General features: G+C 53.4%; 10 protein-coding genes. All 10 read left to right on the plus strand.

The genetic code is table 11. The features are described 5' to 3' along the window. The first annotated feature begins 491 nt into the window (after positions 1–491). The 10 genes from gmd to fabF all read left to right on the plus strand — a co-directional run bounded on the left by gmd (position 492) and on the right by fabF (position 11,981). Positions 492–1,523, plus strand: a complete 1,032-nt coding sequence (gene gmd, locus RHM65_RS13085) for a GDP-mannose 4,6-dehydratase (protein WP_322165551.1) — start codon at positions 492–494, stop codon at positions 1,521–1,523. After that, complete coding sequence (locus RHM65_RS13090) at positions 1,523–2,419, plus strand: GDP-mannose 4,6-dehydratase (RefSeq protein WP_322165550.1); 897 nt, start codon at positions 1,523–1,525, stop codon at positions 2,417–2,419. Before gmd ends, RHM65_RS13090 begins: the two co-directional genes overlap by 1 nt. Then, positions 2,416–3,561 (plus strand): glycosyltransferase family 1 protein, encoded by a 1,146-nt coding sequence (locus RHM65_RS13095; RefSeq protein ID WP_322165549.1) that lies wholly within the window; start codon positions 2,416–2,418, stop codon positions 3,559–3,561. Before RHM65_RS13090 ends, RHM65_RS13095 begins: the two co-directional genes overlap by 4 nt. After that, positions 3,558–4,673, plus strand: a complete 1,116-nt coding sequence (locus RHM65_RS13100) for a glycosyltransferase family 4 protein (protein WP_322183492.1) — start codon at positions 3,558–3,560, stop codon at positions 4,671–4,673. The genes RHM65_RS13095 and RHM65_RS13100 overlap by 4 nt, the downstream gene beginning before the upstream one ends. Before the next feature lie 69 nt (positions 4,674–4,742). Beyond that, complete coding sequence (locus tag RHM65_RS13105; protein WP_322183495.1) at positions 4,743–5,714, plus strand: SDR family oxidoreductase; 972 nt, start codon at positions 4,743–4,745, stop codon at positions 5,712–5,714. After that, positions 5,711–6,736 carry a glycosyltransferase family 4 protein gene (locus RHM65_RS13110; RefSeq protein ID WP_322183497.1) on the plus strand — a complete coding sequence of 342 codons (1,026 nt, stop codon included), beginning with the start codon at positions 5,711–5,713 and terminating at the stop codon, positions 6,734–6,736. Before RHM65_RS13105 ends, RHM65_RS13110 begins: the two co-directional genes overlap by 4 nt. Positions 6,737–6,826: 90 nt before the next feature. Continuing rightward, positions 6,827–8,824 carry a nucleoside-diphosphate sugar epimerase/dehydratase gene (locus RHM65_RS13115; protein ID WP_322183499.1) on the plus strand — a complete coding sequence of 666 codons (1,998 nt, stop codon included), beginning with the start codon at positions 6,827–6,829 and terminating at the stop codon, positions 8,822–8,824. Between the two features lie 489 nt (positions 8,825–9,313). After that, positions 9,314–9,652 carry a helix-hairpin-helix domain-containing protein gene (locus RHM65_RS13120; protein WP_322183501.1) on the plus strand — a complete coding sequence of 113 codons (339 nt, stop codon included), beginning with the start codon at positions 9,314–9,316 and terminating at the stop codon, positions 9,650–9,652. Positions 9,653–9,881: 229 nt separating this feature from the next. After that, a complete protein-coding gene (locus tag RHM65_RS13125) occupies positions 9,882–10,679 on the plus strand; it encodes an SDR family oxidoreductase (RefSeq protein ID WP_322165543.1) in 798 nt (265 codons plus the stop codon). Positions 10,680–10,706: 27 nt separating this feature from the next. Beyond that, a complete protein-coding gene (gene fabF / locus RHM65_RS13130) occupies positions 10,707–11,981 on the plus strand; it encodes a beta-ketoacyl-ACP synthase II (protein WP_322165542.1) in 1,275 nt (424 codons plus the stop codon). Positions 11,982–11,995 lie beyond the last annotated feature (14 nt).

Consider the following 11,995-nt stretch of genomic DNA (forward strand, 5'->3'; position numbering starts at 1 on the left):
TTGGCAGAATTGACCCTGCTGTACTGTTGCTACTCGGTACTTGCTGAAACGCGCTTGTTACGGTCTTCGTAAATCGCGTGAGTAAGTTTGCGCGACCACCGAATGCCGTGTTGTTAGGCAATGTTGCATCCCAGGCACGCCTCTGGAACCTTCCTTGGGCGTTTTTTTTCGTCTGGAGAATACGGGCGACCCTACGCAAGCCTCGCACGGGGTACGAGATTGGCCAGTGCCGAGTGCCCACAGCAGGTAGAGGGCAAGGCTCACCCTTTTTGCGGTCAGGCAGCTGATGGAGCCGGCGGACGTTGAGGTCATTCGTAAAGTCGGGAAGTAATTCGCGAAGTATTTAAACCCAATACCCAACGGTCTTGGTCGTATAAGCGTTGCTCAGCAGGTATGATTCTGCCCCTGTTCAAAAACCCCATAGAATCCGCTTTGAACATAGCAACAAAATCTGCATTTTGAGCAAGTTAGATGGAATTCGAAGGACTCCCATGAAAGCAATCGTTACCGGCATTACTGGGCAAGACGGCGCCTATCTCGCAGAATTGCTGCTAGGTAAGGGGTATACCGTATATGGCACCTACCGCCGTACCAGTTCTGTCAATTTTTGGCGCATTGATGAGTTGGGTGTTCGTCAGCACCCTAACCTGCATCTAGTCGAGTATGACCTGACGGATCTGTCTGCAAGCATCCGCCTGATGCAGACCACCGAAGCAACAGAGGTCTACAACCTTGCCGCTCAGAGTTTCGTGGGTGTTTCGTTCGATCAACCGTTGACCACGGCTGAGATTACTGGCCTTGGCGCGGTCAATTTGCTCGAAGCCATTCGTATTGTTAATCCCAAGATCCGTTTTTACCAGGCATCGACTTCGGAGATGTTCGGAAAGGTTCAGGCGATACCTCAGGTCGAAAGTACGCCGTTCTATCCGCGCAGCCCTTACGGTGTTGCCAAGCTCTATGCTCACTGGATGACGATCAATTACCGTGAGTCCTATGGCATTTTTGCCACCAGCGGAATCTTGTTCAACCACGAGTCCCCGTTGCGCGGTCGTGAATTTGTGACCCGTAAAATTACTGACTCCGTCGCGAAGATCCGTTTGGGCCTTCTGGACCGGATGGAACTGGGCAACATGGACGCCAAGCGCGATTGGGGCTTTGCCAAAGAGTACGTTGAAGGCATGTGGCGCATGCTTCAGGCGGATGAACCGGACACGTTCGTGCTTGCGACGAACCGTACCGAGACCGTTCGCGACTTTGTATCCATGGCGTTCAAGGCCGTTGATATCACCCTTTCATGGACAGGTGAGGCTGAAGCAGAGCAGGGCATCGATGCTGCCACCGGTAAAGTGTTAGTGACGATCAACCCAAAGTTCTATCGCCCAACCGAAGTCGAGTTGCTGATAGGTGATCCCGCAAAAGCGAAAAGAGTATTGGGCTGGGAACCAAAAACCTCCTTGGAGGAATTGTGCCGCATGATGGTTGAGGCGGACCTTCGCCGTAATCAACAAGGTGTTTCATTCTGATGACTATTGCTGGTAAACGTGCGCTGATTACAGGGATTCACGGCTTTACCGGTCGTTACATGGCCGATGAACTGCAAGCGAATGGTTATGAAGTGATTGGATTGGGCAGCCAACCTTCCGATGACGTGAATTATTACCAGATAGATCTTGCTGATGGACCTGGTCTTCGCACCTTGCTGGCGCAGATTCAGCCAGATGTGGTTGTTCACCTCGCAGCACTGGCTTTTGTCGGGCATGGTGCCGCCGAGGCATTTTACGAGGTCAACTTGATCGGTACGCATAATCTGCTGGTCGCATTGGCGGAGTGCGGGAAAAAGCTCGAGTGTGTATTGCTCGCAAGCAGTGCCAATGTGTATGGCAACGCTTCTGCGGGGTTGCTGAGTGAGTCGACGCCGCCATCGCCCGCTAACGACTATGCCGTGAGCAAGTTGGCCATGGAGCACATGGCTAACTTATGGCAGGGCCGTCTACCTCTGGTTATTACCCGTCCGTTTAATTACACCGGCGTCGGGCAGGCTGAAAACTTCCTCTTGCCCAAAATCGTGGCGCATTTTCGCCGCCGAGCCGACAAAATTGAATTGGGCAATCTGGACGTGTGGCGGGACTTCAGCGATGTGCGCGCTCTGGTGCAGGCCTATCGAGGTCTTATTGAAGCAAAGCCCCTTGGCCAAACCGTGAATGTCAGTTCTGGGGTGACTCACTCGCTACGTGAAGTGATTGATATGTGCAAGGCACTCACGGGGCACGACATTGAGGTTGAGGTGAATCCGGCTTTTGTTCGCGCCAATGAGGTTAAAACGTTGTGCGGGGATAACTCGCGGTTACGATCTTTAATCCCAGGTTGGCAAACTCCTGCATTAACTGAAACGTTGGGCTGGATGTTGACGACTGAATGAAGCTGATCCTCTCTGTTGAGCCGGTCCGATTTCCGCTGACTGGCATTGGGCGTTATACCTACGAGCTCGCTCTGCGACTGCAGAAAAATCCCGACATCACTGACCTGCAGTTTTTCGCCGGCCGGCGGTTTTTGGCAGACCTTCCGGTTGCAAACGACGAGTCGGGTAGCGGCTATGGCCTGAAGCGGGCGGTCCAGAAAAACTTTTTAGCGATTGAGGCCTACAGACTTCTGATGCCCCTGCTGCGAAAGCAGGCGTTGAAAGGGCATTCAGACTTTCTGTACCACAGCCCAAACTACTACTTACCGCCATTTGCGGGGCCCAGTGTTGCAACGTTTCACGATCTTTCGCCCTTTACCTGGGAGCATTGCCACGCCCCTCAGCTCGCGCGTTATCTGCAGAAAGAACTGAAGACGACGTTGCTCAGGGCGGATGCTTTGATCACTGATTCCGACTATACCCGCCGTGAACTGGCCGCGTATTTTGGCTGGCCAATAGAACGTATTCACACGGTCCCCCTTGCCAGCTCTGCCGAATTCCATCCGCGCAGTCCGCTTGTGCTGCGCGACGTGCTTGAGCGACATGGCCTTCAGTTCGGTGGGTACAGTCTTTTCGTGGGCACGATAGAGCCGCGCAAAAACATTGAAACCCTGCTGGATAGTTATGCGCGGCTGCCCCTTGCGCTGCGCGTTCGTTGGCCGCTCATTTTGACGGGCTATCACGGGTGGCAGAACGACGCTATTCATCAACGTTTGGAATCGGCGAAGCGTGAAGGCTGGGCTCACTATCTGGGTTTTGTGCCGAGCGACGATTTACCGCTGTTGTTCGCTGGCGCACGCCTATTTGTGTTCCCCTCTTTATATGAAGGTTTTGGCTTGCCGGTACTTGAAGCAATGAGCTCCGGTATACCGGTAGTGTGCTCGAACAGTTCTTCTCTTCCTGAGGTGGCCGGAAAGGCTGCCTTGATGTGCGAGCCAACGGACGTCGAAGCGTTGACGGCACTGATACAAAGAGGGCTCGAGGACGAGTCTTGGCGCGCATCAGCGATGGAACAGGGATTATTGCACGCGGCTTCCTTCTCATGGGAGCGCTGCGCTATGGAAACGCTGCACGTTTATAAGACAGTGGTCAGTGGGTCATGATTAAAGTTCTGCATTTTTTCAAAACGTATTATCCAGACACTATGGGGGGTATCGAGCAGGTCATTTTTCAAATCGCCGAGGGTGGCACTCGCCATGGATTTGAATCGGAAGTTCTCTCTCTGAGTCACCAGGGTGCGGCGTCGGATGTGGTCGTTGGGCAACACTTAAGCCACCGCTCCAAACTCGACTTTCACTGCGCCTCTACCGGCTTCTCAGTGTCTGTATTTAAAGATTTTGCCGCGCTGGCGAAGAGCGCCGATGTAATCCATTACCATTTTCCATGGCCCTTTATGGACATTGTTCACTTTGCCAGCCGTATAAAAAAACCGACGGTTGTTAGTTATCACTCGGACATTATCAAGCAGAAGACCCTGCTTAAATTATATCAGCCACTGATGCAGCGCTTTTTATCCAGTGTGGATTGTATCGTCGCCTCATCACCCAATTATGCCCAAAGCAGTCCGGTGCTTCAGCAGTTCAACGCTAAGGTGCGTGTCATTCCGTACGGCTTGGACCGGGATACTTACCCCACGTCGTCAGTCGAAAAACTCGACTATTGGCGTAAATTGGTTGGCAGTCGCTTTTTCTTATTTATCGGTGCGCTCAGATACTACAAGGGGCTCGACTATCTTTTGGATGCGGCTCAAGCCACCCAGCTTCCCGTCGTTATCCTGGGGGGTGGGCATCTGGAAGGAGAGCTGAAGGCGAAAGCAGCGCGGCTAGGTTTGACGAACGTGCATTTCGTGGGTTTTTTACCCGACGTAGACAAGGCTGCGTTACTTGAGCTGTGTAGCGCATTTGTCTTTCCCTCGCACCTCAGATCTGAATCGTTTGGGATCTCATTGCTGGAGGGCGCCATGTACGGCAAGCCTATGATTTCTTGCGAAATCGGTACAGGGACTACCTTTATCAATATTGCGGGTGAAACAGGTTTGGTAGTACCCCCTTGTGACTCCGCCGCGCTAGGGCAAGCGATGCTGACGCTTTGGCAGAATCCTGAGATGGCATCTACCATGGGGGAAAATGCGCTGCGACGTTATGAGGAATTATTTTCCGCTGACGTAATGGCTGAGTCCTATGCGCAAGTCTATAAAGCGCTGTTGCATCGATGAAAATGGAGCACTCCCGTAGTTATCATGGGTTGTTCTGCATCTTCCCTTTTATCTACTTGAGTTATTGAAATGGCCGATCATTCAATTCTCGTCACCGGGGCGACCGGTTTTCTAGGTTCTTCACTGGTCAGGCACCTCGCTTCGTCTGACGCCTTTTCCGTTAAAGCCCCCGTCAGACACCCGCGTGTCAATTTCCCCGTGGGTGTAGAGATTCTGCCAATTGAGGACCTTGATGCGTCCACCAATTGGCACGCCGCACTGCTGGGCGTCGAGTTCGTTGTTCATACGTCGGCGCGAGTACATGTGATGAGTGAGACCGTTAAAGATCCTTTGGTTGAGTTCAGAAAAGTAAACGTAGAGGGCACGCTCAACCTTGCTCGTCAGGCCGCCGCCGCCGGTGTCAAACGGTTCATATTTATCAGCTCAATCAAGGTGAATGGCGAGTCCACCTTGCCCGGAAAACCATTCTCTGCGCACGATGACCCGGCCCCCAAAGACGCTTACGGAGTATCCAAACTAGAGGCCGAGACGGGCTTGTATCGTTTAGCTGCCTCGACGGGCATGGAAGTTGTGATCATCCGTCCGGTGTTGGTATATGGTCCGAGCGTGAGGGCAAACTTCTTGACCATGATGCAGTGGCTGTTCAGGGGTGTTCCATTGCCATTGGGCGCTGTTCATAATCAGCGCAGTTTGGTGTCTTTGGAAAACTTGATCAGTCTTATCGTGGCGTGTATCAATCATCCGCGTGCAGCAAACCAAACTTTTTTGGTCAGCGATGGCCAAGATGTTTCTACGCAGCAATTGTTGAAAAAACTCGCCAGTGCGTTGGGCAAGCCCGCACGGCTTATGCCTGTGCCCGTTTGGTTAATGCACGGTGTGGCCACGTTGCTTGGAAGACGAGATTTATCTTCTCGGCTGTTCGGCTCCTTGCAAGTAGACATCAGCAAGAATCAAGAGCTATTGGGCTGGACGCCTCCGGTCAGCCTTGATCAAGGTTTGCGAATGACTGCACAACACTTTTTGGAATCACGTAACTCATGAGTTATTGGTGGCTCACTCCCGCAATTGCGTTTTTGTCGTTTTTCCTAACCTCTGTGCTTCGCCGATATGCGCTTGCGCGAAGTTTGCTGGACATCCCTAACGCTCGAAGTTCGCATTCTTTGCCGACGCCCCGCGGCGGCGGAGTGGCCATTGTTATTGTCTTCTTGTGCGCGCTTTCGTATCTGTTGTGGTCCGGTGCTATTACATCCATTGTTTTTACTGGCATGGCCGGGGCAGGACTCATTGTCTCCGTGGTGGGGTTTATCGATGACCACCAGCATGTGGCTGCCCGCTGGCGGTTGCTGGGACATTTCTTCGCCGCCGGATGGGTATTGGTTTGGATCGGGAAATTTCCGACCCTGCACCTCTTCGGACTGTCAGTGGACTTTGGCTGGTCGGGATACGTTTTAGCTGCTCTTTATCTTGTATGGATGTTGAATCTTTACAACTTTATGGACGGAATCGACGGCATAGCCGGGGTTCAGGCAGTTTCAGTGTGTATTGGCGCCTGTTGGGTCTATTGGCTAAAGGGTGACACCGCTTTGATGGCCCCCCCGTTGTTACTGGCAGCTTGCGTACTGGGCTTTTTACTTTGGAATTTTCCCACTGCTAAGATCTTCATGGGCGACGTTGGAAGCTCGTTTCTTGGCATGGCCTTGGCGGCTTTATCGATTCAAAGCGCTTGGGTTAGATCAGAGTATTTTTGGGCCTGGATCATTTTGATGGGTGTGTTCATCGTGGACGCGACATTCACATTGGTTCGTCGACTCGCCCGGGGCGAGAAAGCCTATGAAGCTCATCGCAGTCATGCTTACCAGTTTGCCTCTCGGCATTACAGGCGACACCCGCCGGTTACCATCGCGGTCGGGCTGATTAATCTGTTTTGGCTGTTGCCTTTGGCGACAGCCGTTGCCTGTTTTGGGCTTGACGGAGCAATGGGTATTCTCCTTGCCTATACTCCGCTTGTAATACTGGCTTGGAAATTTCATGCCGGGGCGCGAGAAAATCAGCATGCCATTTAGGACAATCGGTTGTCCAACCTCACGCCCCCGGCCGCAAATGTACGTATAATTGGCGGGTCGAGTAATGAAGCTGGCCACGGACAACGACTAATGGATAAACTTCGCACATATCTGGTAGGGCTGCCTAAAAGGCAAAAAAGAATGTTGCAGGTGGTGACAGACATAGTGCTTGTCTGGATTGCCTTGTGGATGTCCTTCGTCGTTCGTCTTGGTATTGATAACTTGATCAACCCGCTTAACAAGCACACGTGGTTGTTTATCAGTGCGCCTATCGTGGCCATTCCTTTTTTTGTTCGATTTGGAATGTACCGGGCGGTGATGCGCTACTTTGGCAATGATGCACTCGTTGCCATTATTAAAGCGGTCAGTTTATCTTCTTTGGTGCTTGCGTTTGTTGTGTATTGCTACAGTAACCACGAAACGCTAGTGCCGCGTTCAATCATCTTTAATTATTGGTGGTTGAGCCTGGTTATCGTGGGCGGGTTGCGGCTTGTGATGCGTCAATACTTCATGGGTAATTGGTTTTCGGGTGCACATTACGTCCCTTTTTCTAAAAAGCATGAAGGCCTGACAAAGGTCGCAGTGTACGGGGCTGGCGTTGCTGGAAATCAGCTGGTCGCGGCGCTTCGCATGGGCCGGGTGATGCTTCCGGTAGCGCTCATAGACGACGATCCTGATATCTCCAATCGAATAATAGCCGGCCTGCAGGTTTACAAGCCTAAACACATACAAAATATGATTGACGTGACCGGGGCGACCGAGCTGCTGTTAGCGTTGCCTTCATCGTCCAGAACTCGCCGTCGAGAGATCTTAAAATCTCTAGAAGGTTTCCCGTTGCACATCCGCAGCGTGCCTAATTTTACTGATCTGGCCAGTGGGCGAGTCAAAGTCAGCGACATTCAAGAAGTGGACATCGCAGACTTATTAGGGCGTGATTCCGTACCGGCGCAAGAGGAATTATTGGAACGGGGCATCAAAGGCCAAGTGGTCCTGGTTACGGGCGCCGGCGGGTCTATCGGTTCAGAACTCTGTAGGCAGATCATCGGACTGGGACCTAAGAAGCTGTTGTTGTTCGATCATGCTGAATTCAATCTTTACAATATTTTGGGTGAGCTGGAGCTGAGCAAAAAGCGCAAATCGTTGGACGTCGAGGTACTCCCGATATTGGGTTCTGTTCAACACAAAGCGAAAATTCTTGAAGTCATCAAGATGTGGAAGGTTGATACCGTTTACCACGCAGCTGCCTATAAGCACGTGCCGTTGGTCGAACATAATATCGCCGAAGGAATTCTGAATAATGTAATGGGCACTTTGTACACGGCCCAAGCGGCGCTGCAGTGCGGGGTCGCAAACTTTGTATTGATCTCGACGGACAAAGCGGTCCGTCCGACTAACGTCATGGGCAGCACCAAACGTCTTGCTGAGCTGACGTTGCAGGCGTTGAGTCAGGAAATTGCTCCTGTGCTGTTTGGCGACAGCACGAAAGTGTCTCGAGTGAATAAAACCCGATTCACGATGGTTCGCTTTGGTAACGTTCTGGGCTCTTCCGGGTCGGTCATACCGCTCTTCCACAAGCAAATAAAAAACGGCGGCCCACTCACCGTTACCCACCCAAAAATGACTCGCTATTTCATGACCATCCCCGAAGCTGCTCAGTTAGTTATTCAGGCGGGCTCCATGGGAATGGGGGGTGATGTGTTCGTTCTCGATATGGGCGAGCCGGTTAGAATTGTGGAACTGGCAGAACGAATGATCCATTTGTCTGGACTTAGTATACGGTCTGAGAAAAATCCCCAAGGGGACATAGAAGTCGAATTTACCGGGCTGCGTCCGGGCGAGAAGCTCTACGAGGAACTACTCATCGGCGACAATGTGGCACAAACGCAACACCCGATGATCATGCGTGCCAACGAGGATTATCTGACATGGGATCAGCTCCGACTAAGCTTGAGCGAGCTGATGCAGGCTGTTGAAGTAAATGACTACGAGCGGGTACGTCAATTACTTCGAGAGGTGGTGAAGGGTTACAGTCCTGGCGGCGAGATCGTTGATTGGGTGCACCAACAGCATCAAAAGAATCCATCCTAGTGTGATATTTGCGAAATAAATTCCCTGGGTTTTCGACTGCCTGTTGTGCCGTTACCACGGTGGCGGCTCTCATATAAGCGAGTCAGGTCGGTCGGCACATTCGCCTAAACGAACGGCGAGCCCAATTACTCCACCGATGTCTCGCGGGATTCACCTTTCTGGCTACAATCTTCCGTTGCAACTTCTCGACTATTACGCTTCCCGCTGCGAATCAGGTTTAAAGCAATTAGCGTCCCTACAACCGAAATAACACCCCAGCACAGAAGAAAATTTACCATGGTGGCACCTGAAGCTCCCTACCGCTCTGATCGATTTCGCGCAATGCATCCCATTGCGCACGGTAATTCAAAAAACAAATTTACTCTTAGATCTCGACCCCTGCCTAATATTTCGTAACCCATCCACTTTTGACGTTGCGCTCCCCTCGACTACCTTTGAAAAGCAGCCTCGGAATGCTGCTTCTCACTTCAACTCTATGGAGCGTCACCTATGCGCAGTGCTGTCCTTTCGTCGGTATTATTCGCACTCTTAACCACCGCTTCCGTTGCTGTCAGTGCTGCGCCCGCCGCGCAATCGGCGCCGATGCCGTCTATGTCAGTTAGCACCGCTGCCACGCCAGCTGAAACCTCCACCAAAATTAATCTCAACACCGCAGATGCCGAGACCCTACAAAAGGAGCTCAGTGGAATCGGCAGTGCTAAGGCCAACGCCATTGTTGCGTATCGCGAAGCGAACGGTGAGTTCGCCACGGTCGATGAGCTGCTGGAAGTGAAAGGCATTGGCAAAGCGATTCTGGACAAAAACCGTGACAAGGTGGGCATCAACTAAACAGCAATGCTCACAAAATGGCCGGTCAATGCGACCGGCCATTTTTTTGCGCGGTCCAAAACAATCTCACCTTCGACCGGTCCTGCTGCTCAGGCGGTCTATCCTTCCATTTCCATTTCCATGTCCGCTCAGCTCGGGTTCCTTGACACCCAGCATGGCACCCATCATATTATCCGCGCTTGATTATAGTCGTAATATAAATACCACTTTCCCTCAGGAGTCGCTCACCATGACCACCTCCAACACCAAAGGCACCGCCCTCATTACTGGCGCGTCTTCCGGCATCGGCTTCACTTATGCTGATCGTTTGGCCAAGCGTGGTTTTGATTTGCTATTGGTCGCTCGCGATCAGGAGCGTCTCGAGACCATGGCCACGCGGCTGCGCGAGGAAACCGGCGTAAAGGTCGAAGTGCTTAAAGCCGACCTGATCGACCAAGCGGACCTGCAGAAGGTTGAACAGCGCCTGCGCACTGATGCGTCTATTTCGCTGCTGCTTAACAATGCGGGTGTGGCCTCTGTTGGCACGTTGGCAGAGTCGGATCTGGGCGGGTTGGATCGAATGATTCAGCTTAACGTCGTCGCGCTGACTCACTTGGCGTCAGCCGCAGCGGAGGGTTTTTCCAAGGCTGGGCGCGGGGCGATCATCAATATTGCGTCGGTTGTACCCTTGGCGCCGGAGATGTTCAACGCGACTTATACCGCGACCAAAGCCTACGTCTTGAGCCTCACGCAATCGCTGAATGCCGAACTCAAAGAGTCGGGCGTGCGGGTGCAGGCAGTCATGCCAGGCGCTACACGCACCGAGATTTTTGATCGCAGCGGTATGGACTTGAGCACGTTTCCAGCCGAGTGGGTAATGGACGTCGGTGAGATGGTTGACGCCGCATTGGCCGGTTTTGATCAGGGCGAGTTGGCCACCATCCCGTCGTTGCCGAACGCAGCCGATTGGGAGGCGTTCTTGACCGCCCGTGCGGCGTTGACCCCGAATATGTCCTTGAGCAGTGCCGCTGCTCGTTTTAAGGCTTGAGCTTCTTTTTAACGTGAGGGTTATTGCATGAGTGAACGCCGAGTCGTCGTCACAGGTATGGGCCTGGTTTCGCCCTTAGGCACTGGCGTGGAAGCCGTGTGGAAACGGTTGCTGGCTGGCCAGTCCGGATTGGTTCGGTTGCCCGAAGACGTCGTAAGCGATTTGCCGGGCAAGGTCGGTGGTGTTGTTCCGCTGTTGGCCGACGATGCCGAGGCCGGGTTCGATCCAGACATGGCGGCTGAGCCTAAAGAACAAAAGAAGATGGACCGCTTCATCATGTACGCGCTGGTGGCGGCCAAGGAAGCGGTGGCTCAAGCCGGTTGGGCCGCTGACACACCAGACGCTCAAGAGCGGACGGCGACCATCATCGGTTCGGGAATCGGTGGATTCGGCGCCATTGCCGATGCGGTTCGCACGACCGATGCACGCGGCCCGCGCCGTCTGTCGCCGTTCACGATCCCGTCGTTTTTAGTGAATCTGGCGGCCGGTCAAGTGTCGATTCAACATGGTTTCAAAGGACCGCTTGGCGCGCCAGTGACCGCTTGCGCTGCGGGCGTTCAAGCCATTGGTGATGCGGCGCGGCTTATTCGTTGCGGCGAAGCAGATATCGCTATCTGCGGCGGTGCCGAGGCGGCCATTGATAAAGTCAGCCTCGGTGGTTTCGCTGCGGCACGAGCGTTGTCCAGCGCGTTCAATGACACACCGCAAAAGGCTTCGCGTCCGTTCGACCGTGATCGTGATGGATTTGTCATGGGTGAAGGGGCGGGCATTCTGGTGATTGAATCGCTGGAGCACGCGCTGGCACGCGGGGCGAAACCGATTGTTGAATTGGTCGGTTATGGCACCAGCGCCGACGCCTATCACCTCACGGCGGGGCCGGAAGACGGCAGCGGCGCACGACGTTCGATGCAAGCAGCCCTTCGTCAGGCCGGCATTCAGCCGTCCGAGGTCCAGCACCTCAATGCCCACGCTACGTCAACGCCGGTGGGCGACAAAGGCGAGATGGCGGCGATCAAGTCATTGTTTGGTGATCAGGCATCGATCGCGGTGACCTCCACCAAATCCGCCACTGGGCACTTGCTCGGCGCGGCAGGCGGAATCGAGGCGATCTTTACGGTCTTGGCGATCCGCGATCAAATCGCGCCCGCCACCCTGAACTTTGAACACCCCGATGACGCGGCGCAGGGGCTGGACATTGTTCACGGCGCAGCTCGGCCCATGGAGATCGAGTACGCCTTGTCCAACGGATTTGGCTTTGGTGGGGTCAATGCCAGCGTGTTGTTCAAGCGCTATCAGGAGTGATGGGTGGCAGATTA

It is taken from the genome of Pseudomonas sp. CCI4.2 (assembly GCF_034350045.1).
Lineage (GTDB): Bacteria > Pseudomonadota > Gammaproteobacteria > Pseudomonadales > Pseudomonadaceae > Aquipseudomonas.

Excerpts from the sequence above, each read along its gene's own strand:
- gmd (WP_322165551.1), top strand. The coding sequence starts at position 492 with ATGAAAGCAATCGTTACCGGCATTACTGGGCAAGACGGCGCCTATCTC.
- RHM65_RS13090 (WP_322165550.1), top strand. The coding sequence starts at position 1,523 with ATGACTATTGCTGGTAAACGTGCGCTGATTACAGGGATTCACGGCTTT.
- RHM65_RS13095 (WP_322165549.1), top strand. The coding sequence starts at position 2,416 with ATGAAGCTGATCCTCTCTGTTGAGCCGGTCCGATTTCCGCTGACTGGC.
- RHM65_RS13100 (WP_322183492.1), top strand. The coding sequence starts at position 3,558 with ATGATTAAAGTTCTGCATTTTTTCAAAACGTATTATCCAGACACTATG.
- RHM65_RS13105 (WP_322183495.1), top strand. The coding sequence starts at position 4,743 with ATGGCCGATCATTCAATTCTCGTCACCGGGGCGACCGGTTTTCTAGGT.
- RHM65_RS13110 (WP_322183497.1), top strand. The coding sequence starts at position 5,711 with ATGAGTTATTGGTGGCTCACTCCCGCAATTGCGTTTTTGTCGTTTTTC.
- RHM65_RS13115 (WP_322183499.1), top strand. The coding sequence starts at position 6,827 with ATGGATAAACTTCGCACATATCTGGTAGGGCTGCCTAAAAGGCAAAAA.
- RHM65_RS13120 (WP_322183501.1), top strand. The coding sequence starts at position 9,314 with ATGCGCAGTGCTGTCCTTTCGTCGGTATTATTCGCACTCTTAACCACC.
- RHM65_RS13125 (WP_322165543.1), top strand. The coding sequence starts at position 9,882 with ATGACCACCTCCAACACCAAAGGCACCGCCCTCATTACTGGCGCGTCT.
- fabF (WP_322165542.1), top strand. The coding sequence starts at position 10,707 with ATGAGTGAACGCCGAGTCGTCGTCACAGGTATGGGCCTGGTTTCGCCC.